The following is a 26,492-nucleotide window of genomic DNA, read 5'->3' on the forward strand; positions in this document are numbered from 1 at the left end:
AGCGTCTCATTTTTTTGAATGGTCTTGTTTTGAATTTATTACATACAATACCTCAAGTTGATGATGTTTAGAAATAAATTAATGCATTACACCTACCACATCCTTGACAATCTTTCGAATGCCTGACTTGCCGGCGAGGCAGGCGCTCAGGATGACAATTAAAAAAATTATTACAACAGTTTTACAACATCCTTAGCAAAATAAGAAGCGATCAAACTGGCACCAGCACGTTTTATAGCTGTCAATTGTTCAAGCATTACGGCATCATGGTCTAGCCAACCTTGTTGAGACGCGGCCTTGATCATGGCATATTCGCCACTGACTTGATAAACGGCTATCGGCTGCTCAACAGTATTGGCTAAATCTCTAACAATATCCAAATAGCACAAGCCGGGTTTTACCATCACAATGTCTGCACCTTCTTCAATATCTAAAAGTGTTTCGGTGATAGCCACTTTTCGGTTTGCCGGGTTCATTTGGTAAGTGCTTTTATCTTTAGGCACATCAGCTTCATCGACTGGGGCTGAGTCTAAAGCATCTCGAAATGGCCCATAAAAAGCTGAGGCATATTTCGCAGAATAGCTCATAATACCGGTATCATCAAAGCCGTTTTTCTCTAAAATTTCGCGTATCGCTCCAATTCTTCCGTCCATCATATCGCTTGGAGCAAGCATATCGGCACCAGCTTGCGCATGACCCAATGCCATTTTAGCCAGCATCTGCACGCTTTTATCATTGATGATTTTTCCATGTTTTACAATCCCATCGTGGCCTAAAGATGAAAACGGGTCTAAAGCCACATCGGTCATCACATATAGTTCCGGCACAGCATTTTTAATGGTTTTAATGGCTTGTTGCATCAATCCGTTGTCGTCTATGGCAGCTAAACCTGTGTTGTCTTTCAATGTATCATCCACTTTTACAAAGAGCAAAACCGACTTTAAGCCCATGTTCCATAAGTCTTTTACTTCTTGCTTAATCAAATCCAGACTCATGCGGTAATAATTAGGCATGGATGGGATTTCTTCTTTGATGTTTTTGCCTTCTACAATAAAAAGTGGCACAATAAAATCATCGGGATGCAAGCGTGTTTCTTTGACCAAATCTCTTATCGCTTGGCTTTTTCTAAGTCGGCGTGGGCGTTGATACGGATACATATATTTATGAATTTATCCAGTCTTTAGGATGTTGTAATACGTTTACTAGTTTTTTTTCAGGCGAATTTTTCTCAGGTTCATGGTTGTATCGCCATTGCACATGTGGCGGTAAACTCATCAAAATACTTTCTATACGACCATTGGTTTTGAGTCCAAACAGCGTGCCTTTGTCATGCACTAGATTAAACTCGACATAGCGGCCACGCCGTATTTCTTGCCAATCGCGATGATGTTTTTCATACGGCATATCTTTTCTTTTTTCCACAATGGGAAGATAGGCATCTAGAAAACTATCGCCAACTTCTGTAACAAAATCATGCCACTGATCAATGCTTCTTTCAGCATTGGGTTTTAAATAGTCAAAAAATAAACCGCCTATACCTCGAGCCTCGTCACGATGGTGATTCCAAAAATATTCATCGCATCGCTTTTTATATTGAGGGTAAAAATCAGTGTGGTGTTGATCACATGCTGCTTTACAAACTTGGTGAAAGTGTTTAGCATCATCTTCAAATAAATAATACGGCGTCAAATCTAATCCGCCCCCAAACCATTGGTCTATACGATTTCCGGATTTATCAATCATTTCAAAATACCGCCAATTGGCGTGAACCGTTGGCACAAATGGATTTTTAGGATGAAGCACCAAACTTAAACCACAAGCATAAAAATCACAATCTTCAACTTTAAAATAAGATTGCATCGATTGTGGTAATGGGCCATGAACAGCAGACACATTTACGCCGCCTTTTTCAAAAATATTTCCGTTTTGAATCACCCGAGTTTTGCCGCCACCACCTTCTTTGCGTTCCCATTGGTCTTCGTGAAATTTGGCTTTACCATCGATGTCTTCAAGTGCTGAAGTGATTCGATTTTGAAGATTGAGGATATAATCGTAAAAAAGGTTTTTCATAAAATTTTATGTATTACAAATATAATTGAATTCTAAACGAGAAATAGCTAAATACATTTTGAGTTTGTTAAACATTAAATAAACCTAAACTTTAGGCTTGCAAATGTGCTTGGCTCTGCTAAATTTGTTTTAAAACCTTTTCAGATGAAGTTCAATTCCAAAGCCATTCACGGTGGTCAAGACAATATAGACCCGGGCTATAATGCAGTGATGCCACCAATTTATCAAACCTCAACTTATGCGCAAAAATCTCCCGGAAAACATAAAGGCTATGAATATTCCCGAAGTGCAAATCCTACACGAACAGCTTTAGAGCGCTCAATTGCGGCCTTAGAAAACGGTAAATACGGTTTGGCTTTTGGCTCTGGACTAGCAGCGATAGATGCCATTCTTAAATTGCTAAAACCCGGTGACGAGGTCATTTCAACCCATGACTTATACGGTGGGAGCTATCGTTTGTTTACTAGGATATTTGAAAATGTTGGTGTTAAATTTCATTTTATAAATCTCAACCTAATTGAAAATATTGAAGCTCATATCACACCAAAAACAAAAATGATTTGGGCAGAAACCCCAACCAATCCTATGATGAATGTGATAGACATAAAAGCTTTGGCTAAAATCTGTAAAGCTCATCATCTTAAACTTTGTGTAGACAATACTTTTGCCACACCTTACCTTCAGCAACCCTTAGAGTTAGGTGCGGATATTGTGATGCACAGTGCGACTAAATATTTGGGCGGTCATTCAGATTTGATTTTAGGCACCGTGGTTGTCAATGATGATAATTTAGCAGAGCAACTTGCTTTTATCCAAAATGCTAGCGGTGCTGTTCCCGGGCCGATGGATTGTTTTCTGACCTTAAGAGGCATCAAAACTTTACATCTCAGGATGCAAAGACACTGCGAGAATGGCAGAGCTGTTGCTGAATTTCTGCAGCAACACCCACAAGTTGAAAAGGTCTATTGGCCAGGTTTAAAAACAAATCCTAACTACAATATTGCTAAATCTCAAATGCGAGATTTTGGAGGTATGGTGTCGTTTACAACTCAAGGCAATTCCTACAAAAATGCCGTAAAATTTGTAGAAGGGTTGAAGGTTTTTACTTTAGCTGAGTCACTTGGTGGCGTAGAATCTCTAGCAGGCCATCCTGCAAGTATGACGCATGCCAGCATTCCCAAAGCTGAACGTGAAAAAGCTGGTGTTGTAGATTCTTTAATCCGATTAAGTGTTGGGATTGAAGATAAAGAAGATTTAATTGAGGATTTAAATCAGGCTATAAAATCTTAAAATTTTAAGTCATAGTCCTGCAAAACTCCCGCTTCATTTCGCATTTCCAGTAGAACCGAATTGCTTTCAAAATTGTATTTCAACATTCCAAAAGATTCTGTAGCCACCACTTTGCCAACACGATCTTCGTTAGGTTCTGAGGTGAACTTGGAATACGCGTGCGTTAAACCACTTGAGGTAAAATCAAATATAGGATAATCATAGGCTTTAAGCGTTTGACTCGAAAATTCGGAAATGTGCCTATCGCCTGATAACATCACCAAATTTTGGGGTTGATAGGTGTTGAGAAGTTGTTTTAATTTATCGACTTCATGAGGAAAATTACCCCAAGTTTCAAAGCCGTGTTCATTTGACCAAATTTGGATACTGCTCATGATAATGTGATAATCGGCGTTTGATAGTTTAAGCTCGTTTTCTAACCATTTCCATTGTGTTTCACCTAATAGTGTTCCTTCGCCATTTCGCCATGGTTGGTAGCGCTTATCACTTTCCTTGTTGTCTTGTAGAGGACTTCTAAAATAACGTGTATCCAAAAGAATTAACTTGATTATATTGTCTTTAACTTGTAGCTCTTCTGAATAATAAATGCCTTTTTGGTTTCGTCTGACATCTGTAGAATCTACACCCAAAAAATCTAAAAACAACTGCTGACTTTCAGTTTTGTATGTCCATTCTTTGCCTGCATCGTTTTTACCATAATCATGGTCGTCCCACACCCCATAAATTTGATGATCTATTGTGTTTAAAAATGCTTTGTAATTAGGGTTTTCCAATTGGGTTTGATAGTCTTGAGCCATTTTAGTCATATCTTCGGTATCAGCGTAAATGTTGTCACCGCCCCAAATAAAAATATCAGGGTTTTGCTTTACCATAGCATTCCAAAGGGGTTGTTTATGGTTTTGTTTATTACAGCTTCCAAAGGCTACGACAAAATCAAATGTGTTAATTTTGGTTTTTACCTCATTAGGTTGTGTGCTTGGCGTATTTTGTTTTGAATCTTGTGGTTTATTATTCTTACAAGACACTATAGATATAATCAAAAAATAAAAACTTAAAACGCGCAAATTAAGCATAATAAATAAAATTGTTTAAGCATTAAAAGTAATCGAATTGACCTTAATTTAATTTAATACTAAGTGAACAAAACATCAAGTGGGTGTAAAGTCTAAACGACTTTTTTTAACTTATAAAAAGTTCTATAGGTTTAACAGTTTATTCAATACTAAGTCTACATCGATTAACAAAATACTGAATACACCTAATACAATAATAAGTTTAAGTAAGTTGTGAAGAAGGCTGAATTGTATTTTGTACTTAGATTTCCATATCAAAAAAAAGAAAAACATAAAACCAATCAAGCTGACATAAAAATAATAGTCCATATAGCCTAGGTCAAAGTTCTGGATAAGTAATATATTGGTAATGAGTGCTAGCGAAATTAAAATGCTCAACACCACTTTGGTGTACTGCTCGCTATATCTCACGGGTAGAGTTTGGTAGTCTTGTGCAAAATCCCCTGTTAGATTTTCTAAGTCCTTTATTATTTCTCTTATTAAGATGAGCAGAAATAAGAAAACAGCATGGAAAAAAATTACTTTTTCAAAGTTTTTGTAGTAGACAAATACAGCAAAGAAAGGTACTATAGCTAAAAGAGCAGCTACAATATTTCCCAAAAATGTGATTTTCTTCAGTTTGTGAGAATAGAACCAAATCCCAAAAATATAGGCTGAGAAAAAAATAACCGTTCTAAACGAAACGTAACTCGCCAAAATCACACTCAAAAAATTAAGTATAAAATAGACAGATAGCTTAGTATTTTGACTGACTTTATTATCTAAATAAGTTTTGAAAGGCTTATTAATTAAATCTTTCTCAGAATCATAAAAGCTATTGATAATATAGCCTGATGCAATAACTAAAGCACTGCAACATACTATAATAAATAAATTAACATCGAAAACAACATCTCTTAAAGAGAGGTAATCTGGTGATATAATGAAGATTGAAGCTAAATATTGCGCTAGGATTATAATTAAAATATTATAGCCCCTTACACTTACAAACAAGCCAGCAATTTTGTAAAAAAAGGACTTGTTTGAGAAACTCATACCATAATGTTGTGTGATTAAAAGTTGTAGACAACCTCTAGTTTGTGGCCTTTCAAGGCTTGTTTAGCTTTCTCGATGTCTTCTGTAAAACCAAGAATATAACCACCACCGCCTGAGCCGCAGAGCTTAAGGTAATAAGCATTACTTTCTATTCCTTTTTTCCATAGGTCATGGAAGTTTTGTGGAATCATAGGCTTAAAGTTTTCTAAGACCACTTTTGAAAGTGATTTGACATTAGAAAATAGTGATTTGACATCACCTTTTAAAAAACTGTCAACACAATCATCTGTATGCCTAATAAATCTGTCTTTCAACATTTTCCTAAAGCCTTCTTGTTTCATATTTTCCATAAAAATATTAACCATAGGCTCGGTCTCTCCAACTATGCCGCTGTCTAGTAAAAAAACAGCTCCTTTACCACTTTTAGTTTGTGAAGGAATGCCAGCTGGCTCAATGCTATCTTTGGATTTAATAAGGATTGGTAGACTTAAATAACTATTTAAAGGGTCTAAACCAGAAGATTTCCCGTGAAAAAATGACTCCATCTCAGCAAAAATAAGTTTGAGTTTCTTAAGTTTTGGCTGATTTAAGTTTTCTAGAATTGTGATTTTATCTGTAGCATATTTATCATAAATAGCTGCTACCAAAGCACCACTACTACCAACACCATAACCTTGTGGTATGCTGCTGTCAAAATACATTCCTCTTTCTATATCTTGATTTAAACTTTTTAAATCAAACCTGACAGGAGTTTCATTTTTTTGGTGAATAGACTCTAAATATTTGCCATATGACAACAATTGTTGGTTTGATTTTTTCTTTTCTTCTGTGGATAAATCATCTATTTTGAGGGCACCTTTATAAAAATTGTAAGGTATAGACAAACCCCTAGAATCTTTAATGATTCCATATTCACCAAACAATAGAATTTTTGAATAAAATAACGGTCCTTTCATAATAGACACTTTACGATAATGGGCTTATACCATCACCAACTTGGTCACAAATATACTGTTCATTTTGACAATAGCCAATTAAGTTTTTATTAATAAATTCTAAAACTTTGATTTTGTGAGATTTAGGAAATAGTAAATGTACATTTGCTCCGGCATCTAAAGTAAAACTGACTGGAATTGATGTGTTTTGGCGAAATTCCCAAATATGCTCTATTATGCTGAGAGTTTGAGGCTTCATTAATATAAAATATGGTTGGCTACACATCATCATGGCGTGAAGTGTCAGCGCTTCACTTTCTGTAATTTTAATAAACTTTTCAAGATTTCCGCTTTTTAAAACCTCTAGTAAACTAGACAAATTGGATTGTGCTTGCTCAAAACGCGGTTGTGCAAATGGATGATTTTTCATCAAATTGTGACCAATACTACTGCTGACCTTTTTTTGACCCTTATCTACAAGTAGAATAACGTCTTGATAAGTTTTAAAGACATCGTCAATATTTTCATGGCAAATAGCGATCTCATCGCTACTATGGCTTAGGCCTAAATGCTTTCCCCAAATCATCATGGGACCAGAAATACTTCGAGATGCGCTCCCAGAGCCTAGTCTCGCAATAAAAGAGGCTTTTGCTGTATTGAAGCTAGCCTTTTGTTGAGCCAGATCTTGCTCTATCTTAACCAAGCAAGACGCTAAGGCTGCAAAGCCACTTGCTGATGAAGCAATACCACTGCTGTGTGGAAAAGTATTATGGGTTTTTATCTTGAAATGATAGTGTTTTAAAAATAAAAAGTAGGGCTCTATTCTTGCTAGAAACTGAAGGATTTTTGGTTTGAAATCAAGATTCAATTGACCATCGACATAAACTTCAACATCAAAATTCTTTGAAACTTTTGACAGTTTTTGAGCTTCTATATAGGTTTCTGTTTTACAATTTTTTAGCGTAAAACTCACTGATGGATTGGCTGGAATTTGTTTGTGATATTTTCCCCAATATTTTACCAGTGCAATATTGCTAGGTGCAGCATAGCCTAGGCTCAAGTTCTTAATAATGGTTTGTGGCTGAAGCGCTTTAAATTCCATTAATTGTGTGTGTTTTTACAAAAATATGTATTTAGTTGACAATGCTTAAAAATTTGTGAAAATTAAAATATTTGTTTACTTTAGTCATCATTATGAAAACTAACACTCTACTTAAAATAATCATCAGCATCGTCATTTGCTTGGCTGTGGGCTTCTTGGCAAGCATTGCAACACAAACTGGTGTTGGTGGCTGGTACGAAACAATTCAAAAACCTTCTTTTACACCACCCAATGCGGTTTTTGCTCCAGTTTGGACAGTTCTTTATGTGTTGATGGGAATTGCAGCTGGTATTGTTTGGAGCAGAGGCTTACATCATATTTGGGTAAAAACTGCACTTTACCATTTTGTGTTTCAATTGTTGTTTAATGCTCTTTGGTCTTTAGTGTTTTTTAATTTGGAGCAACCTTTATGGGCACTACTTGTAATCATTACTTTACTCATTTTAATTTTATTAACCATTAAGTGGTTTAAAGTTGTAAATAATCTTGCCGCTTATTTGTTGATCCCTTATGCACTATGGGTTGCCTATGCTCTAGTCATTAATTTTGAAATTTGGCGTTTGAATAGCTAATCTTTCTATAAGGTCAAAAAGACGACCTATCATCAATTGTTATTGGTATAAAAACACCAATTTATTTGTTGAGAATAGATCTAGAGATAACTATTTTTTGAATTTCAGAAGTTCCTTCGTATATCTGAGTAATTTTCGCATCTCTCATCATACGTTCTACATGGTATTCTTTTACATAACCGTTTCCACCATGTACTTGGACAGCTTCTGTAGAAACATCCATAGCAACTTTTGAAGCATAAAGCTTGGCCATTGCTCCTGACAGGTCATAGTTTTCGCCTTGGTCTTTATCCCATGCGGCTTTCATTACCAAATGTCTTGCAGCTTCTATTTGTGTATGCATATCAGCAAGCTTAAATGCGATAGCTTGATGGTTCATGATTTCTGTACCGAAAGCTTTACGTGTTTTAGAGTATTCTTTTGAAAGCTCATAAGCACCTGCAGCAATACCAAGAGCTTGAGCGGCTATTCCTATTCGGCCTCCAGATAAAGTTTTCATAGCAAACTTAAAACCAAACCCGTCTTCTCCTATACGGTTTTCTTTAGGAACCTTCACGTCGTTGAAGTTTAACGAATGCGTATCACTACCTCTAATACCCATTTTGTCTTCTTTTGGTCCAACTTCAAAACCATCCCAGCCTTTTTCTACTATAAAAGCATTAATTCCTCTATGCTTTTTCTCTCTATCTGTTTGTGCAATTACGATGTAATAATCTGCACTTCCGCCATTTGTTATCCAGTTTTTGGTTCCGTTGAGGATATAATGGTCGCCTTTATCGATGGCAGTTGTTTTTTGTGAAGTAGCGTCACTTCCAGCTTCTGGCTCACTCAGACAAAATGCACCTAAGGCTTCACCAGTAGTCAGTTTTGAAAGGTATTTTTCTTTTTGAGATGTTGTACCATGAGTGTCTATGCCCCAGCACACCAAAGAGTTATTAACTGATACGACAACCGAAGCAGAAGCATCAACTTTAGATAACTCTTCCATAGCAATTACGTAGGAAATAGTATCCATACCGCCGCCTCCGTATTCTGGAGAAGCCATCATTCCCATAAACCCAAGTTCGCCTAATTTTTTAATTTGCTCATTTGGAAACTCTTGTTTGTTGTCACGCTCAATAACACCAGGTAGAAGTTCATTTTTGGCAAAATCTCTTGCCGCTTGGCTTATCATTTCATGTTCTTCGGTAAGCTTAAAGTTCATAATCTTGTTTTAAAAAATCATCAAAAATTATATGCAAATATATGCTATCTTTAAATGTTTGGCAATTTATTTAAGCTTTTTTGAGACTTGTGTAATTAAAATGGAGATGCTTTTTGAATAATACATTTGGTCACCTGTATACCTAAATAAACCAAGAAAAAATTACCAGACTATATTTTAAAAATGGTCAACTATGTTTAAAATTGCTTTTACTCATCAAAGATATTAGAGTATTTCCCATCTGTGGTTTCAAAAAACTTGCCGTTAACATAGCGGTAGTGCTTATCAAGTGATTTGATTTGCTGCATATCTTCATCAGTTAAATTAACTTTTGCACTATTTATATTTTCTTGAATTCTTTTAGGGTTTGTAGATTTTGGGATAACTGCTGTATGCCGATGTAAGTGAAATGCTATCAAAATTTGAGCTGGAGTGACATCATGTTGCTTTGCAATAGCTTTTACAACAGCATTTTCTAATAGAGAAGGTTCATCTTCAGCTTTCATTTCTGTTGAACGGTCACCACTTCCGAGTGGCGAATAAGCCGTCAAATGAATATTGTTAGAGTGGCAGAATTCTAATAAGTTTTCTTGGTGTAAAAAAGGATGCAATTCCACTTGATTCATCTCCGGTGGGTTATCTGTTTTGCCCATTAAATCTTTAAGCTTGGTCACGCTAAAGTTTGAGACGCCAAGATGCTTCACAAGGCCCTGCTTTTTGGCTTCTTGCATCGCTTGCCATGTTTCAATTACAGGAACTTCCTGTAAAGAAAGAAAGTCATCGTCACTTTCTGGAAAACCATGTAAATCTGGTCTGAACGCCACTGGCCAATGGATAAGATATAAGTCTAAATAATCTAATTGCAAATCGTCTAAAGTTTGTTTAAGTGCGGGTATAACATCTTCTGCTTTGTGGGCAGTATTCCACAGTTTTGAAGTTACCCATAGGTTTTCTCTTGAAATCACCTTTTGATTAATCGCCTTTTGGAACGCCTTTCCTATTTCAGCTTCATTGCCATATACGGCAGCACAATCTATGTGTTTATAACCGCTTTTTAAAGCAGATAATACCGCGTCCTCAACTTTAACGGGTTGAGATTTCCAAGTGCCTAATCCTATGGCGTCTAGTTGATCTCCATTATTAAATTTAAGTACTTTCATATATTTTTGAAATTTAGCATTTTAAGGAATGAATTAATATGTAATTAAAACCAATTTTTGGTATGAGTCGTAAATTATTCTTTAATGAACTTTTGAGTCAAGAGCTTTTGATTTTGATCTCTCAATTTTAGGATGTAAATTCCTTTAGGAATTTGACTTAAATCAATTGTTGATTGGTTCAATTTGTTTTTGATTAATAGCTTTCCTGATATATTGTAAATGGTATATTGTATTATATGATTTTTGCTTTCTACATGTAAAACACTATCAGCTGGATTTGGATATATCTTCACAGGCTTTGCTACCTCAGTATCGTCTGTATTTAAACTTTCTTCCTGATAAATTCTTATAAAATCAACCTCTAAACTACTTTCTGTAAAACTTGGTTCGATATTTGGCAAAATGGCGACATTAAATAAGATGTATTGCGGCAAATCAAACGGCCAAGTATTATCATCTTTCACGGCTGGATTATAAGTATAATGGGGCGCCCCATCTACGGAAAATCTTACAAAATCTTCTGTCCACTTCATAGTGTAAAGGTGAAACTGATTGGAGGCGCCACTTACATTTTGACCACCTGTGTTGACAGTGGCCCCAAAACTTGATGGTGAGTGAATAGCACTGGAAATATAATCTTGATTATCACCCCAATGTTCCATAATATCAAGTTCTCCACAGGCAGGCCATGATGTCGTACCAAATCCTTGATTATTCCAATAACCACCATCTTCATCTATGTTTTGTCCAAGTGTCCAAAGCGCAGGCCAAGTCCCAACACCTGTTGGTAATTTTGCACGTATTTCTACTTTTCCATACGTAAATGCAAATTTTGAATTTAGGCGGGCAGAGGTATAATTTTTGGTTACACCTTGGTCTGTAAAGGTTTCAGCTTTTGCAATAATTTTTAGAGTCCCATTACTGACTTCTGCATTGTCAATTCTATCGGTGTAGTGCTGAATTTCTCCATTAAACCAAGAGTTTCCTTGAGGGAGTTGGGTTTGGTGAAACCATTTAGAGTCATCTACAGGTCCGGAATAATTGAATTCATCTTGCCAAACTAGCTCATCAAAGATGGGCTCGTCACCATTGCCTGAACCAGCATCTGAGGTAAATGAAAAGTCATCTATATATGCTGTTACAGGGTCATTATTATCTTCACCATTGACCTGTAGTAAAAGTCGATTCAAATTTATTCTCTGGCTTGGTGGTGGTGAGTTAGGATCTAAGTTGATAAAGTTATCAGTATTAAAATCGAATGTAATTGTTTGCCATTGGTCTAATACTATGGGTTTTATAATTTCAGTTTGGGTAGACCAAGGTGCTGCCAAATTTCCATTTTGAAGTTTTAAAGAGATTTGGTTTGGTGAATTGCCTGTTATGCTAGAAGAAGGCACATAAATTAATAGACTAAATTCATGGGTGCCAGAAAGGTCAAATGTTGGGCTGTAGTCAAATCCTATATTAGCAAATAAACCACCGATGTCTTGATAAATCAGCACAAAGTTGGAATTATTGTTAGAGTTTTGTAGTGGATTGGCTTGGTGTGTATCTATAAAACTATCATCAGCAAACCAAGCTAAATTAGGTGTTGGGCTTTCAAAATCTTCTGAAATATCAGTTTGGGCATTAATAAGCATATAAGATGCGAGGCTAAAGGCAAGGAGTACAATTTTTCTCATATTTAAACTTAAGCAAAATCGAAGATTTAAAATAAATCTATTGTATTGTTTTATAATTATTTAACTATAAATTATTTAAAGTAGGTTTAGTAATCAATTAGTTTTTTAGCTATGAGTTCAAGCTCCTCGTCAATTTCTTTTTGATGGATATAGTTTAAAGCATCTTCGTTTAATTTCTTTAAATTTTTAAGTGAAGCATTGTCCATTTGAGAATCAGCAGATTTTATTTCTGGTTCTAATCTATGATAACAATTTTTGTCGTATTGGCTTCAGGGTATCAAATATCTGAGCTAAATGATAATGTGTCGCTTCTGAATTGCCTGACATCATGATTTCAATAACCGGTTTCACCCATTGTATTTGGCCCCAATCTTTAACTTTGTTGTCAAAAGTCATAGCTCTTGCCTCAGAATAAGCAACCATACTCGGGTTGTTTGCAAAAGTACCACCGTCAACTAGTGTAAATGATGTTCCTATTTCATTTTCTATTTGTGCTGCTTCAAAATACGTTGGGGCCGCTGAGGTTGCTCTTGCAACATCTTTAATTTTATAATTATAAATTTTGTTTTCAGACTTATGCTGCTTAAAAAAGTGAGGCTTGCCATTCCATACATCATAAGAAGATATGATACAGGGTTTTATAAGGTCTTTTAAAGTAAGGTCTTTAAACGTAGCTTCAAGTGAAGCCTCTAGACTTTTTTCATCGTATTTTTCATCTAGAATACCGCCACCACTTTTTATTTTTTGCCACAGACTTACATCAAATATTTCGCCACCTTTTTTTAAATAGAGGTCTACAGCTTCTTGCGCACTCAAAAGCGGTCTTTGATTTTCATCAGCTATAAGGTAAGACAAAGTTAATATTCCACCAGTACTGGTTCCAGCAAATAAATCAAAAAAGTCAGCCAGTTTTACATCTTTATCCTTGCTAAGAATTTGAAGTTTTTCTTCAAGACGTGTCAAAACGACCCCAGCAAGAATACCTCTTATTCCGCCACCATCAATACTGAGAATTTTTACTTTAGGCATAAATAAATTTTCCCTAAGTTAAGAAATTTTTAATTTACCAACTTAGAAATGGCTTAGAGGTAAAATGCTCTTATTTGCCTTTGATAGCACTGACTATGACCAATAACAGCCATGCCCCACCAACTGAAATCAGAATTTCACCAAGCAAGCCGTTCCAACTTATTCCTACGAGGCCGGCTACCCAGCCACCGAGGAAACCACCGATAATTCCTACAATAATATTGCCGAGAAGACCAAAACCGGCGCCTTTCCAAATTTTTCCAGCTATCCAGCCAGATACCGCTCCAATTAAAATAAAATACAAAAAAGACATCGTTAAATATTTTAAGATTTGTTTAGTAATATAATTAAATTATTTCTATTTCGCCATGGGGTGATAATTATCAATGACATTTTTTAAGTGAGTTTTGTCCAGGTGAGTGTAAATTTCTGTTGTAATGATACTTTCGTGCCCGAGCATCTGTTGAATGGCTCTTAAATCTGCACCGTTTTCAAGTAAATGTGTCGCAAAAGAATGTCTAAACGTGTGCGGGCTTACAGTTTTTTGAAGGTTTATGCTTTTTGCCAACTGTTTAATGATGGTAAATATCATAGCTCTGGTTAAACGTTTACCGCGCCGATTAAGAAATAAAATATCTGTTTCGCCAGGTTTTGGTTCTTGATGAAGACGTACCTCGTCTTTGTATAAATTGATGTATTTAATAGCTCTAGAATTAATCGGCACAAAACGGTCTTTTTGTCCTTTGCCGTGAACTTTGATAAACCCTTCGTCAAAAAATAAGTCAGATAGTTTTAGGTTAGTTAGCTCACTGACGCGCAAACCACAAGCATAAAGGGTTTCTATAATTGCGCGATTGCGTTCGCCTTGCGGATGGGTTAAGTCTATACTGCTGATGAGTTTATCAATTTCTGCGGTGCTGAGCACTTCGGGCAATTTTTGACCAATTTTAGGTGATTCTATCAGCGCCATAGGGTTATCTGAGCGCAAGTTTTCAAATATTAAATAGTCAAAAAAACGCTTCAATCCAGAAATCAAACGGGCTTGACTTCTAGCGTTGATAACTTTAGACATGGTGTAGATAAAATCTTTGAGTTCATCTTCTGTAATACTTTCTGGTGGAGATTCAATATCAAATTCCTTGAGGTACCGCATCAGTTTTTTGATATCAAACTCATAGTTGAGCACAGAATTTTCGGTCAAGCCACATTCTATGGTCAAATACATTTTAAAATCGTCTAAAGCGTGTTGCCAGGTCATTATTCCTCAGGTAAAAGTTCTGCCACCGTAAATATGCTTCCTCCTACAAATATAACATCTTTAGGTTGTGCTTGAGATTTTGCCACTTCAAAGGCTTCTTTTAATGACCAGAAAAATTGTTTTTTAATAGACAAGTGTTCAAGTTCTAGTTTTAAATCCTCAACCGATTTGGCCCTTGGAATGTTTGGGGCAGAAAAATAGTATTTAGCCTCTTGTGGTAATAGTTTTAAGAGGCTTTTGACATCTTTATCATTTACAAAACCCATAACCATGTGAAGGTTTTTATAACTTAACGTTTGAAGCTGCTTGACGACGTATTTTATGCCTTCCAGATTATGTGCCGTGTCTGCTATGCAAAGTGGATGTTGACTTAAAATTTGCCAACGCCCCTGAAATCCAGTGTTTTTTACCACTTGAGATAAACCTGTAGTAATGGCTTTATTAGAAATTTTCCAATTTTTAGTTTTTAAAATTTCAACAGCTTGTAAAACGGTTTGTTGGTTTTTGCGTTGATATAAACCATTTAAGTCCGTTTCAAAAAATTCAAAATTTTCATCTTCGGCAAAGTATATTTTAGAAGAGTTGTCTTGTGCCACTTGTCTAAAAACAGGTTCAGTTTCAGGATGCTTTTCGCCTATGACAACAGGTGTTTTTGGTTTAATGATCCCAGCTTTTTCTCGCGCAATTTTTGAAAGCGTATCGCCTAAAAATTTAGTATGGTCTAAACCAATATTGGTAATGACAGACAGTTCTGGATTGATAATATTTGTTGCATCCAATCGGCCACCCATACCGACTTCAACAATGGCAATATCAACGTTTTGTTCTGCAAAATATTGAAACGCTAAACCTACAGTCATTTCAAAAAAGGACAAATTGTTTTGTTCAAAAAAAACTTGATGTTGGTTGATGAAGTCCACAACGCTTTCTTTTGAAATCATTTGCCCATTAATACGAATCCGCTCTCTAAAGTCTTTTAAATGTGGTGAGGTGTAAAGCCCAACTTTGTAGCCAGACTCTTGTAAAATAGATGCCAGCATATGGCTACAAGAGCCTTTGCCGTTGGTGCCACCAATGTGAATGCTTTTAAAGTGTTGTTCAGGGTGGTTTAAATGATTTGAAAGTAATTTTATATTGTGTAAGTCTTTGCGATAAGCTGCTTGACCTTCACGTTGATACATGGGTAGTTGAGCAAACAGCCAGTTTAGGGTTTCTGTGTAAGTCATTTTACTTTACAAGTATTTTATTCTGAAATCATTTCTAAGACCACCGGTAAAATCTTTTCGACCCATAATCCATATTGAAAACCACTAGGATGTAAATTGTCTGGTGCTAAAGCGCCTTCAGAATCACCAAGTGATCTTGAAATATCGGTTATATTAATGAATGCTATGCCAACTTCAGAACACTTTTGGCTTATGTGATTATTATACATATCAATTTCTGAAGCAATTTGTTCTGGGTTTCCCCATGAATTGCCAAAAGGTGTGACCCCATAATCTGGTATTGAGACTACAAACACACGGTTATTTTGTCCTGATATTTGAGTCGATTTTTGAATTAATAAATCAAATTCTTCGACAAAAGTTTCAAAATCTTGGTTACTAAACTGGTTATTGACACCTATTTGTAGAGATATCAGATTAAAGTCTTTTGGGTTGTTAGTTTCAATAGCATTAATAAGGTCACTGGTTCGCCAGCCTGTTTTGGCAATGATATCCAACTTATCGACAGACAAATCGTTTGACTCAAATTCTTCGACAAGTTGATTTGGCCAGCGCTTTGAGTCTTGAACACCTTCACCAATAGTGTATGAATCGCCTAGTGCCAAATACTTTATGGATTTTGTCAATATTTCAGACTTATCCTCAGATTCAGAATGGGTTATGGATTGCTCATCGGAAGAACAAGCACCTAAAGCACAAATAAAAACTAAAAATATTAATACTTTGTTATTCATTGACAACTATTGTATCCCTTTAAAAGATTTAATCGGAAAGCTTAAAGACATAAGTAATGTATCCAATTTGTTTTGAAGGCGCGTTACTGTCTTTGTTAAACTTAGTATCTAATGCCGCACGTTGAGCTGGCCGTAATAAGCAGGGATCGCTATTATCTGTGCCTTTTACACCTGGTGTGGCTTTGATGACATTGCCATTTTGATCAACTTCAATTTTTACGACGACGGTGCCAGACTCATTACACTCCTGCGTATATTTGGTTTTAGTTACAGCTTCTCGTCCACCAAGCCTATAATTACCATCGCCATCTACACCTTTTCCTGTGCCGTAGTAAGATTTGGCATTGGGGTCGCCATCGGGACCGCCTTTATCACCAGCGGTTTGATCATTGCCTTCGCTATTTTCAGCTTGTCCATCATTTTCAGGGCCGTTTAAGAGATTATCCATGGCGTCTGTTACTTCTTTATCAGGTTTGGGATCAGGTTTTTTTTCGGGGATTTCCTCAGTTTCTTTTTCGATTGGTTTTGTTTCTTTCTCAGGTTTTTCTTCTTGCGGCTTCTCCTTTTCAGGTTCGTCTTTTTCGGGCTCTATTTCTTTTTTATCTTCTTCTTCTTTAATCACAGGTGCGTCCTCTGTTTCTTGTGTGGCGACTTCTTCTTTAACCTCAGAGCTTATGGGTTGTGTTTGAGGTTGAGGTGTTGGTTCAGGAATGTTTTGTTCCGGAGCGGTTTTAAGAGGTTGGGTTGGTTGAGTGTTGCCCTGACCCATTTCGGTGGTGCCAAAATTGACTAAAATACCTTTTTCTTTTGGTGGGTCAAAGTATTTTAAACCTAATAAGAGCAACAACAAAATCAGCAACACGTACAATATTGATGTAACAATTAAAGATTTTTTTTCGTATTTGGTTTCTAAAATTGGCATTTATTTGCTTACAATTTTTAGTTAATTAACTCACTACTTTTGGTTAAAGAGCACGGTATTAGGCTTAGACTTCGCTCAGCCTACTATGACATCGCTCAATTTAGTTAGGTTTAACTGCCAAGACTACTTTAAATCGGTTTCTGTTCGCAATATCCATTACTTTGACGGCTTTTTCAACAGGTACGCCTTCTTCAGCTCTCAATATAATCGTTGGGTTTTCTACATCTTTTAAACGATTAATCAAATTTTGTTCCAAACCACTTTCGCTAACTTTATCTTTATTGATAAAGATCTCTAATTCTTTATTTATGCTTACCGAAATGTTATGTTTATTGGTGGTTTTACCTTTAGCTTTTGGTAAAATTAGGTCTAAAGCTTCTGGTGTAATCACAGGTGACGTCAGCATGAAAAAGATGAGCAATAAAAAGACAATGTCGGTCATTGACGACATGCTAAAGCTAGCGCTAACTTTGTTTCGTCCTCTTAAGTTCATATCAAGTCGGTTCGTTTAGTAAATCTAAGAAATCAACTGCGGTTGCTTCCATTTGGTGAACCACTTTATCGGTTTTTACTACTAAATGATTATAGCCTATATACGCAATAATACCGACGACAAGACCGGCAACTGTCGTTGTCATAGCTGTATAAATACCTTCAGCGAGCAAGCCCATTTCAGCTTGTCCGCTACTGGTCGCTAATTCGTGAAATGCCAAAACCATACCGATAACTGTTCCGAGAAACCCAATCATGGGAGCAGCTCCAGCAACAGTAGCAAGAATACTCACATTTTTCTCAAGTTTGTAAACTTCGAGTCGACCAGCATTTTCTATGGCCGTATTAATATCTTCAAGCGGATTGCCAATTCTGGAAATGCCCTTAGCTGTTAATCGCGCCACTGGCGAATTTTCTTGAGCACAACGCACTTTGGCGGCTTCTATGTTTCCGCTACTCACATTATCTTTAATTTGAGACATAAAGTTTTTATCGGTTTTTGAAGCGGCTTTTATGGCAAATAGACGTTCAAAATATATATATATTCCAGCAAACAAAAGGACAGCGAGTATAATAATAATGATGGTTCCTCCTAAACCGCCACTAAACAACAATTCGAGTAGGGATATGGATTTTTCTTCAGAAACTTCAGCAACCGGATCAGCCTGATCAGTAACCTCTTGTAACAGGTTTATAAACATCATTGGATATAGTTTTATGTCTTAACGAAAAATTTTGGACTAAATTACATTTTTACGATTAACATGCATATAGATTAATAAAAATTATTTAGCTCTTGTTATTATCTTAAACTTTTATGAATAGTTTTTTTTGTTTAACCTTTATCTTTAATTTTAAAACAAAAAATGAAATCTAAGGGAATATTATTACTTATCATTACAACTATTATGCTCGTAATGCTCAGCATAATGGCAGCATTAAATTTTCAATATGCCTGGATATTTAGTCTTACAACGCTAGGTCAAATTCTTTTAGTCTTTGCGGTCTACCATGTTTTAAAAGACAACTACAAGACTGAGAAAGAATTTAAAGATTGGTACGAAGATCACCCTATTGACCGAAGCTAAATGATTTAATTTCAATTCATTTATCACTATTTAAACTAAAATTTAGCATTAAATGATAGCTCTTAGACCATAGGTATTTAGCGTTTAATGACTCGTTTAACGATGGATGAATTTTCACTTATTAATTTTATAAAATATACTCCTGAACCTAAAGACCCTAAGTCCATTTTGGTATCCAACTCTTGATTGAGTGACTTTTTAGAAACAATTTTACCCTTAATATCATAAATGATGAGCTGGCTTAAAGCCGTTTTTGAAGAAATGTTTAATAGATTATCGACTGGATTTGGATAAACAGAAACTTCATTTTTAGAAAATTCATTTGTTGATAATGACACACAAGATACCGTGATATCCCATCCTGTTGTGTTGATAGTAAAGTCTGAAGTGAACTCAACAGTGATTGCACCTGCAGAATTTGTGGCTTGAAAAAATGTTGTTGTTGGATTAGATCCTGTTAATTCAAGGCCACCGGCAAAAGCTAAGTCATTGGTAGACTCACCATCATAAATCGTCATAAAATCAAACCCTGACTCAAGATTTAAAGCGTTAATATCTAGTGCAATAGCATGACCAGGAAGGTTTGGGTAAAAGGTTTTAATAATCAATTCATTATTGCCGTAGTCTTCATTTAAGCCACCTGTGTCTGTAAAGGTTTGACTAGAACACCAGTCGTCGTCTGAGAGGTAATTTAATACGAAAGAGCTTCCAATGTTACCATTTGAACAATTATTTCCAACCTGAATAACATAATAGGTGTTGGGTTGCACATTGTTAAAGACAATGGAGTTTGTATTTGTAGTTGTAAAACCGCCTGGAAATGATGCGTCTTGTTCAAAAATTCTATAATCCCATGAGTTTGAAATTACATCGTCAATATTAACAGTAAAAGAGTTGAGATCTGTTTGTGTAACACTTACACCAGCTATAGTCTGCATACACGAATTTATACAATCTGTACCCAAACAAGACTTGGTATCTATATTTGTACTCATATAAGAGCCTACTTGTGGGTGAAAACCTAAAGCAAGGTTTACTCCGGTAGAATCTAAATGACAATAGCTCATAACTGTTCCTCCATTGCTTGGGATAGGACCATTGTCACACCCTTCTGAATAACCATTATCAGGACCACAAGCATCGATGGCAGTATTGTTATTGTTCCAAAAACAAGCATGCGTATGTGGTGAGCCAAGAGAGTGCCCCATTTCATGTGCAATGACATTAACTGACCAAGAATAGGTTGGCAATTGTTGAAAAGAGACGGACGCTCCTGAAAAAGCATAGCGAGAACTTTGACATAAGCTATTGAGATAAGCTACACCTCCTGTAGCTGGAAAATCAATAAGGTGAGCTAAGTCGCCATTAAAAGCAATACGATTGTCTCTAAAAAATGATAGTTTATTACCATTATTTCCAGAGTAAGGGTCGTTTTGTTGCCAAATTAGCACATCACTTAAGGCCGTTGTTATGTTAGAGTCGCTATACAGGGTTGCTACGATGTTATGTACTGAAGTAATCCAGTTGGTGGTATCACTAACTGAAGATGAATTGGCAGAATAGACATCATTTGTTAATTCGTAAAACACGCGAACGCAATTTGTGGAAACATTTGAAAAGCTTGAAATATTACCTTGTTGTGGAAGGCTAGTCTCTTGCGCTAATTCATCTACTTCACAAATGAAATTTTGTTTTACAGTCATTTCACTGTCTGTATAAATCACGTAATTTTGTGATTCTTGGAGTTGACCTATGATTCTATTACCTGAATTAGGTTGAGAAATCACACCATTTACACTCTCAGAAAACAAATTAAATACAACCAAGCTACTTCTGTCCTCATTAACTATTCCTCTATAATAAAGCCCGGGATTATAATCTAAAATCTCGTCATTTTCATTTCTCACGATAAAGTCTTCTGTGAGAATCTCTTGACGTTGCATCTTAACGGTGAAAGTCTCCGATCCGTGCTGAAGCTGAAATTGAATAAATTGGGGCTTGTCTTGCTGGATTTGTGCTAAAACAGCATTATCTACTTCCAAAAAGCTAGCATCTGTTGCTATGTCTCTTAAAGTTTCTGGTACGGGTTGATTGCTGGAGGAAAATAAAGCGTAATTTTGAAAGCTTTTAACTTCTTGAGTCGCAAATTGAGTAGCTTCTTCATGAGATTGGAAGCCTTGACTAAACATAAAAGTTAAATTAAAAACGATCAGAACAAAGACGTAAAAAGAGTTTTTCATGATAAATATTTAAGAGATTGGGGTTGTTTTGGTTAGAAAATTAAGTCATTTTACCTTAATAAATCTTAGTTTCAGCAATATTTATTTATAGGTGACTAAGTATATTAACATTTTGTTTTAAATTATTTATTCTTTTTGGCTAGCATATTATAAGCTTCATCTACATATATGTAAAAGTCTTTTGGAAAATGATTGATTTTTTTGGGACTTCTTTGGTGGCCTAACCTTACAATGAGTATGTCATCCTCGGGTATACCTATTACGTATTGACCTAAAATTCCACGCATCACAAAAATCTGTTTTTGCTTATAATTACTTAACCAAAATCCATAACCATAATGAGGGTGGTCTTTAAACCTAGGGTTGATAGCTTTCTTTATAAAATTTTCTTTTATGATTTGTTGACCGTTCCATTGCCCGTTTTGGAGGTATAGTTGACCTAGTTTTGCAAAATTTCTGGCATTTGTAGCGATGCAACAGTAGCTTTTCTCTATTCCACTTTCAACCCCGTCCAGTTGCCATAACCCGAAGTCATTCATACCAAGAGGACGCCAAAAACTCTCACTTAAATATGCTGAAAGTGATTTTTGAGTTGCTTTTTCAATAATCATACCTAGGAGTTGAGTGTTTCCACTTAAATAAGTAAACGACTGCCCAGGTTTATCTTTAATGGCTAAACTTGTTATTAAAGTACGAACATTAGTATCATAATACGATTTTGCTGTCATAGAAAACGGGCTGTAATACTGCTCGTCCCAATTGAGCCCACTAGACATCGACGCTAAGTCGCCGACGGTACATTTTGCAGCAAATTCACCATTAAATTCTGGGAAAAAATCAGTGATGGGTTGTTCTAGGTTTTTAATATACCCGTCTTGAATGGCTTTAAATAAAAGACTAACTGTAAAACTTTTAGCCATTGAAAACGAATTAGTTTTTGATGTTTTACTATAGTTCTCTGCATAGTTTTCATACCATAATTTTCCATCTTGAATAATTAAAAATGCAACTGTTCCAAATTTTTGGTTTGTCTTCTGAAGCTTCTGTGTTGCAGATACAGAGTTGTAACCCTCCGACAACTCCCAGGGTTGCGGGTTTGAGTTCTCAATAGTACGGTTATCAAAATATGAGTAATCATCGATAAAAGCTGTGGTATGACCGGTTAAGTAAACCACTTGAATTCCTTTAAAAATATAGCCATAGCCTAAAATATAGAGGCCTACAACTAAAACTAAGGTTGTAACTAAAATCCACTTAAGTGTTTTGATAAAAGATTTCAAAATGTTATGCAAATTTAATTTGAGGCAAAGTTATATAGGTTTTCTTTTAACGGTATCATTTCCTAGCGACCACCTTTTACCTTTTGTTAATTTATCTAAGTCATCGCAATAATAAATACCTGGCACTGGGTCATAGGCTAGTACATTTTCGCCTATGTTTTTATTTGTAATGTATGCATCTATACACATATACTTTATAGCGTTAAGGCACTCTGATGTTGTCAAGCCTTGATAGCTAATGTTATTTTGCCTTTCGATATCAATTTCTCCATTAACTTTTAAATGTTCATCTAAGAAGTTTTCAATGTCTTTCTCTTCAAGGTCATCAACTTCTTTTTGAGATTGGGTTTTAAGTTTATCAAGCGTATTATCGTAGGCAGCTTTAAAAAGAACCTGTTCTTCTTTTAAAAATACATCATTAAGGTATTTGTCTAAAAATTCAGGAATATTTAACGCTGATGCAGAGGGCAGTTCGGTTTTAGGTAGAAAAACATCTGCCATTTTTTGAAGTGCTATTCCGCCCTCGTGACTCAAAAATTGAGGTTTCCACAAGTGCTGTTCTGTAGTGCAACTATTGAGTAAGCTGAGCAATGTAGGTGTAGCCACAATAGCTGCAGAAGTTAAGCCTAGTCGTTTTAAAGCTGCTCTTCGCTTCATAATTTTCGTCTTTAGCTTTGTTTAGTTTTAAGTTGTTTGGCCGCGTGATTAGCGGCTCTTGCGGTAAAAGCCATATAAGTTAGTGAAGGGTTTTGACAGCCTGACGAGGTCATAAAAGCGCCATCTGTAACGTATACGTTTTTGCATGTGTGTACCTGATTGTACTGGTTTACAATAGATGTTTTAGGATCATAGCCCATTCTAGCACCACCCATTTCGTGGATACCCAACCCCATCGCTCTTTTATCTTTCATGTCGTAGCCCTTAACCTCTTTAAAGCCTGCAGCCTTAAGCATATTTTCAGCTTGCTGTTTCATATCCTTTCTCATGGCTAATTCATTTTCACCAAAATCTGCGTCAAAAGTTATGGTTGGTAAGCCCCAATTATCTCTTTTGTCATAATTCAAATACATTCTATTATTTCTATTTGGGAGCGTTTCCCCAAAACCAAGTAAATCTACTTTCCATTGGCCGGGTTTTAAAATGGCTTCTTTCAATTGAGGACCATATTTAAGTTCGGCAACCATATCTGATATACTCGTTCGTGTTGCTCCACCTTGATAGCCATACCCACGAATAAATTGTTTGGTATTGGTGCGGCCACCAAGATTTCTAAACCTAGGAATATATACACCATTAGCTCGGCGACCTTTGTAATATTTATTTTCAAAACCATCGGCTATGGCTGTTGCACCAACCCAAAAATGATGATCCATCAGGTTTCGCCCAAGTTGGTCATTATCGTTTCCTAAGCCGTTTGGAAATCGTCTAGATTTTGATTGCAGCAAAATGGCATTAGTTGCCATAGCAGAGGCACATAAGAAAATCACTTTGGCTTTATATTCTTTTTTCTGTTTTGTCTTTGCGTCTATAATTTTTACTCCAGTGGCTTGTTGGGTTTTTTCATCGTAAATAATTTCGTAAACTATAGCGTGTGGTCTTAAGGTCATATTACCGGTTGATGCAGCTGTAGGTAATGTCGAAGAGTTACTGCTAAAATAAGCGCCATACGGACAGCCTCTCATGCACCGGTCTCGATATTGACAAGTAGTTCGTCCAGCGCCGGGTTTTTTACCCTCAGTGATATGGGCAACTCGACCAATAGTTAAGGTCCTTCCGTCATCAAAGTTTTTATTCATTTTTTCTTTAAGGTGATTTTCTACACAGTTTAAATTCATTGGTTTAAGCAATTTTTGGTCTGGTAGCTGTTTTAAACCTAAATTTTCGCCGCTCACCCCGATAAATTGTTCTACTTTGTCATACCAAGGTTCGATATCTTTATAGCGTACTGGCCAATCTACTCCTATCCCGTCTTTTTTATTCGCTTCAAAGTCAATATCACTTAAACGGTAGCTCTGTCGTCCCCAAGTTAGTGAACGTCCACCAACATGATAACCCCTAATCCAGTCAAATCTTCTTTTTTCGTTGTAAGGGTGTTTGATGTCATCTACAAAAAAGTGTTGGTAAGGCTCACGGGTTGTATAGCCTGTTCGGTGTTGCTTATATTTTCGTTGTTTGGTTTTTCTTGTAGCTTCAATACCCGTTGGAAAATCCCATGGATCCATATGAGCTGTTTTATAATCTTTGACATGCTCTATGTTTCTTCCGCGTTCTAACACTAAAGTTTTTAAACCATTCTCACATAATTCTTTTGCGGCCCATCCACCTGAAATTCCTGTTCCGACAACAATAGCGTCATATTGTTGATTTGAGGCGTCAATTTCCATTCTATTCATAAAGTCCTAATTCAATATTTTTGAATATAAGGCAATAAAAATAGACTTTTGAGATTTATTTTACCATTAAGAACCAAGGTTTTTTCAAATTGATAATTATTTTTAGCATTTTTGAGGATCTACTTTAAACTATATTAATATGAAACTATCGCATTTTTCAATAGGCTTATTCTGTTTATTAGTTTTTGTCATAAGTTGTAAAGACCCTAAAAACACTTCAAAAGAAGTCCAAAAGTCTCAAGATGTAAACAAAACTGTTGACCCATTTTTTAAACTCTCTTTAGCACAATGGTCTTTGCATCGCACGTTTTTAGAGGACAGTGTAAGTCCTTTTAAGTTTGCTAAAATTTCTAGAGATATGGGGTTTGAGGGTTTAGAATATGTCAATCATCTCTACAGTGAACAGATTGATCGCTTAGGATTTGATACTGTAATAGATTCTCTAAATGTACTGAGCAAAAAACACAATATGCAAAACGTATTGATTATGGTAGATGGAGAAGGAGATTTAGCCAGCCCCGACGAGACTGAAAGAAACAAAGCTGTTGAAAACCATAAAAAATGGATAGATGCTGCTAAAGTGCTGGGCTGTCATTCAATTAGGGTAAATACTTTTGGAACTAATGATCCTAAACTTTGGTTACCCTCTGTTGTAGATGGGCTAAAAAAATTATCTGACTACGCAGCCAAGCAAAACATCAATGTTTTATGCGAAAATCACGGTTGGCTTTCGTCTGATGCTCCATTACTTATAGAAGCTATAGATATGGTAGATATGGATAATTGCGGTACGTTGCCTGATTTTGGCAATTGGTGCACCAAAAGAAAAGATGGCTCTACGTGGGGTGAATGTATTGAGGAATATCCAGATAAGTATCAAGGGATAGAACTTTTACTTACAAAGGCAAAAGCCGTTAGTGCAAAATCTTATGATTTTGATGCCAATGGACAAGAAACGACTTTAGATTTTGGCAAAATCGTAAAGTTAGTTAAAAATTCAGGTTATACAGGCTATATTGGAGTTGAGTACGAAGGTGACCGCTTGCCAGAGAAAAAGGGAATTGATGCGACAAAATCGCTATTATTAAGATCTGCAAAGGCTTTAAAATAACGTCTAAAGTTATCGATATAAAGTTGATATTTTTAAGTTTATTAAATTTTTTTAGGTATATAATTTAATATTTCATAATTTTTTTGTTACTTTATTATCAAATTAAAATGTTATGGGGATAAAAAGTTTTCAAGGTAATCACGTCGGTAAGGCGAATAAAAAAGCAGAAAAAATAACGGTAAAAGACTGTATGTCTAAAAATATGGTGTTATTCACCAAAGATCAAAGCGTAATAGAAGTTGTAGAAAAACTGATAAAACATCGCATATCAGGTGGACCCGTTGTCGATAAACACAAACATGTCATAGGTGTAATTTCAGAAGGTGATTGTATCAAACAAATCTCTGAAAGCCGTTACTACAATATGCCTATGGAAGATACTAGCATTGAAAAATACATGTCAAAAGAGGTCGATACCATGTCGCCTGAAATCAATTTATTTGATGCGGCAAATCGATTTTTGGTCTCAAAAAGACGACGCTTTCCTGTGGTAGAAAATGATAAAATAATAGGAATTGTAAGTCAAAATGATATTCTTAGAACCGCATTATATCTTAAGGGAAGTAGTTGGAAGTATGGGGTTTAATCTTTTAGTA

General features: G+C 35.8%; 26 protein-coding genes. 5 read left to right on the top strand and 21 right to left on the bottom strand.

Annotated features, from left to right (window positions below):
- Positions 1 to 170: 170 nt before the first annotated feature.
- Together hemB and hemF are read right to left on the bottom strand one after the other, a co-directional pair.
- Positions 171 to 1,157 (bottom strand): porphobilinogen synthase, encoded by a 987-nt coding sequence (hemB, locus tag FCN74_RS01555; protein ID WP_138930834.1) that lies wholly within the window; start codon positions 1,155 to 1,157, stop codon positions 171 to 173.
- Between the two features lie 4 nt (positions 1,158 to 1,161).
- Positions 1,162 to 2,070, bottom strand: a complete 909-nt coding sequence (gene hemF, locus FCN74_RS01560) for an oxygen-dependent coproporphyrinogen oxidase (protein ID WP_138930835.1) — start codon at positions 2,068 to 2,070, stop codon at positions 1,162 to 1,164.
- Positions 2,071 to 2,214: 144 nt separating this feature from the next.
- Here hemF and FCN74_RS01565 point away from each other — a divergent pair, with 144 nt between their 5' ends.
- Positions 2,215 to 3,360 (top strand): cystathionine gamma-synthase, encoded by a 1,146-nt coding sequence (locus FCN74_RS01565; RefSeq protein WP_138930836.1) that lies wholly within the window; start codon positions 2,215 to 2,217, stop codon positions 3,358 to 3,360.
- On the opposite strand, the gene FCN74_RS01570 is transcribed toward FCN74_RS01565, so the two are convergent.
- The 4 genes from FCN74_RS01570 to mvaD form a co-directional block, all read right to left on the bottom strand.
- Positions 3,357 to 4,400: an alkaline phosphatase D family protein gene (locus FCN74_RS01570; protein ID WP_171047085.1), complete on the bottom strand. Its 1,044-nt coding sequence runs from the start codon at positions 4,398 to 4,400 to the stop codon at positions 3,357 to 3,359. The two genes, FCN74_RS01565 and FCN74_RS01570, sit on opposite strands and share 4 nt — an antisense overlap.
- A gap of 156 nt (positions 4,401 to 4,556) precedes the next feature.
- Complete coding sequence (locus tag FCN74_RS01575) at positions 4,557 to 5,468, bottom strand: geranylgeranylglycerol-phosphate geranylgeranyltransferase (protein WP_138930838.1); 912 nt, start codon at positions 5,466 to 5,468, stop codon at positions 4,557 to 4,559.
- 17 nt (positions 5,469 to 5,485) lie between these two features.
- Positions 5,486 to 6,424, bottom strand: a complete 939-nt coding sequence (locus tag FCN74_RS01580; protein ID WP_138930839.1) for a mevalonate kinase family protein — start codon at positions 6,422 to 6,424, stop codon at positions 5,486 to 5,488.
- Positions 6,425 to 6,434: 10 nt separating this feature from the next.
- Complete coding sequence (gene mvaD / locus FCN74_RS01585; RefSeq protein WP_138930840.1) at positions 6,435 to 7,505, bottom strand: diphosphomevalonate decarboxylase; 1,071 nt, start codon at positions 7,503 to 7,505, stop codon at positions 6,435 to 6,437.
- A 92-nt stretch (positions 7,506 to 7,597) separates the two neighbouring features.
- Between mvaD and FCN74_RS01590 the strand changes: the two genes are divergently transcribed.
- Entirely contained in the window at positions 7,598 to 8,077 is a 480-nt protein-coding gene (locus FCN74_RS01590; RefSeq protein WP_138930841.1) for a TspO/MBR family protein, read from the top strand.
- Between the two features lie 61 nt (positions 8,078 to 8,138).
- Here FCN74_RS01590 and FCN74_RS01595 read toward each other — a convergent pair whose 3' ends face one another.
- The 11 genes from FCN74_RS01595 to FCN74_RS01645 form a co-directional block, all read right to left on the bottom strand.
- Complete coding sequence (locus tag FCN74_RS01595; protein WP_138930842.1) at positions 8,139 to 9,281, bottom strand: acyl-CoA dehydrogenase family protein; 1,143 nt, start codon at positions 9,279 to 9,281, stop codon at positions 8,139 to 8,141.
- 209 nt (positions 9,282 to 9,490) lie between these two features.
- Entirely contained in the window at positions 9,491 to 10,441 is a 951-nt protein-coding gene (locus FCN74_RS01600) for an aldo/keto reductase (protein ID WP_138930843.1), read from the bottom strand.
- Between the two features lie 74 nt (positions 10,442 to 10,515).
- Complete coding sequence (locus FCN74_RS01605; RefSeq protein ID WP_138930844.1) at positions 10,516 to 12,123, bottom strand: family 16 glycosylhydrolase; 1,608 nt, start codon at positions 12,121 to 12,123, stop codon at positions 10,516 to 10,518.
- Between the two features lie 240 nt (positions 12,124 to 12,363).
- Positions 12,364 to 13,152 (bottom strand): patatin-like phospholipase family protein, encoded by a 789-nt coding sequence (locus FCN74_RS01610; protein WP_246062530.1) that lies wholly within the window; start codon positions 13,150 to 13,152, stop codon positions 12,364 to 12,366.
- A gap of 70 nt (positions 13,153 to 13,222) precedes the next feature.
- On the bottom strand, positions 13,223 to 13,465 hold the full coding sequence (locus tag FCN74_RS01615; protein ID WP_138930845.1) for a GlsB/YeaQ/YmgE family stress response membrane protein: 243 nt from the start codon (positions 13,463 to 13,465) through the stop codon (positions 13,223 to 13,225).
- Between the two features lie 45 nt (positions 13,466 to 13,510).
- Entirely contained in the window at positions 13,511 to 14,410 is a 900-nt protein-coding gene (gene xerD / locus FCN74_RS01620) for a site-specific tyrosine recombinase XerD (protein ID WP_138930846.1), read from the bottom strand.
- Positions 14,410 to 15,636, bottom strand: a complete 1,227-nt coding sequence (locus FCN74_RS01625) for a bifunctional folylpolyglutamate synthase/dihydrofolate synthase (RefSeq protein WP_138930847.1) — start codon at positions 15,634 to 15,636, stop codon at positions 14,410 to 14,412. Before FCN74_RS01625 ends, xerD begins: the two co-directional genes overlap by 1 nt.
- Before the next feature lie 17 nt (positions 15,637 to 15,653).
- On the bottom strand, positions 15,654 to 16,370 hold the full coding sequence (locus FCN74_RS01630; protein WP_138930848.1) for an SGNH/GDSL hydrolase family protein: 717 nt from the start codon (positions 16,368 to 16,370) through the stop codon (positions 15,654 to 15,656).
- Positions 16,371 to 16,398: 28 nt separating this feature from the next.
- The gene (locus tag FCN74_RS01635) at positions 16,399 to 17,292 is read right to left on the bottom strand and encodes an energy transducer TonB (protein ID WP_138930849.1); all 894 of its coding nucleotides are present in this window, start codon (positions 17,290 to 17,292) and stop codon (positions 16,399 to 16,401) included.
- Positions 17,293 to 17,392: 100 nt separating this feature from the next.
- Positions 17,393 to 17,785, bottom strand: coding sequence for an ExbD/TolR family protein (locus tag FCN74_RS01640; protein WP_138930850.1), 393 nt, complete (start codon positions 17,783 to 17,785; stop codon positions 17,393 to 17,395).
- Position 17,786: 1 nt separating this feature from the next.
- Positions 17,787 to 18,485, bottom strand: a complete 699-nt coding sequence (locus FCN74_RS01645) for a MotA/TolQ/ExbB proton channel family protein (protein WP_138931393.1) — start codon at positions 18,483 to 18,485, stop codon at positions 17,787 to 17,789.
- A gap of 165 nt (positions 18,486 to 18,650) precedes the next feature.
- Here FCN74_RS01645 and FCN74_RS01650 point away from each other — a divergent pair, with 165 nt between their 5' ends.
- Positions 18,651 to 18,872, top strand: coding sequence for a hypothetical protein (locus FCN74_RS01650; RefSeq protein ID WP_138930851.1), 222 nt, complete (start codon positions 18,651 to 18,653; stop codon positions 18,870 to 18,872).
- A gap of 77 nt (positions 18,873 to 18,949) precedes the next feature.
- Here the strand turns inward: FCN74_RS01650 and FCN74_RS01655 are convergent, their stop codons facing one another.
- The 4 genes from FCN74_RS01655 to FCN74_RS01670 form a co-directional block, all read right to left on the bottom strand.
- On the bottom strand, positions 18,950 to 21,112 hold the full coding sequence (locus tag FCN74_RS01655) for a M12 family metallo-peptidase (RefSeq protein ID WP_138930852.1): 2,163 nt from the start codon (positions 21,110 to 21,112) through the stop codon (positions 18,950 to 18,952).
- 122 nt (positions 21,113 to 21,234) lie between these two features.
- Positions 21,235 to 22,392, bottom strand: a complete 1,158-nt coding sequence (locus tag FCN74_RS01660) for a serine hydrolase domain-containing protein (protein WP_138930853.1) — start codon at positions 22,390 to 22,392, stop codon at positions 21,235 to 21,237.
- Positions 22,393 to 22,422: 30 nt separating this feature from the next.
- The gene (locus tag FCN74_RS01665; protein WP_138930854.1) at positions 22,423 to 23,049 is read right to left on the bottom strand and encodes a gluconate 2-dehydrogenase subunit 3 family protein; all 627 of its coding nucleotides are present in this window, start codon (positions 23,047 to 23,049) and stop codon (positions 22,423 to 22,425) included.
- Positions 23,050 to 23,060: 11 nt separating this feature from the next.
- On the bottom strand, positions 23,061 to 24,785 hold the full coding sequence (locus FCN74_RS01670; protein ID WP_138930855.1) for a GMC oxidoreductase: 1,725 nt from the start codon (positions 24,783 to 24,785) through the stop codon (positions 23,061 to 23,063).
- A 139-nt stretch (positions 24,786 to 24,924) separates the two neighbouring features.
- Between FCN74_RS01670 and FCN74_RS01675 the strand changes: the two genes are divergently transcribed.
- Both FCN74_RS01675 and FCN74_RS01680 read left to right on the top strand, forming a co-directional pair.
- On the top strand, positions 24,925 to 25,896 hold the full coding sequence (locus tag FCN74_RS01675; protein ID WP_138930856.1) for a sugar phosphate isomerase/epimerase family protein: 972 nt from the start codon (positions 24,925 to 24,927) through the stop codon (positions 25,894 to 25,896).
- A 112-nt stretch (positions 25,897 to 26,008) separates the two neighbouring features.
- Positions 26,009 to 26,482, top strand: a complete 474-nt coding sequence (locus tag FCN74_RS01680; RefSeq protein ID WP_138930857.1) for a CBS domain-containing protein — start codon at positions 26,009 to 26,011, stop codon at positions 26,480 to 26,482.
- Positions 26,483 to 26,492 lie beyond the last annotated feature (10 nt).

The sequence above is a fragment of the Mesohalobacter halotolerans genome (genome assembly GCF_006120725.1).
Lineage (GTDB): Bacteria > Bacteroidota > Bacteroidia > Flavobacteriales > Flavobacteriaceae > Psychroflexus > Psychroflexus halotolerans.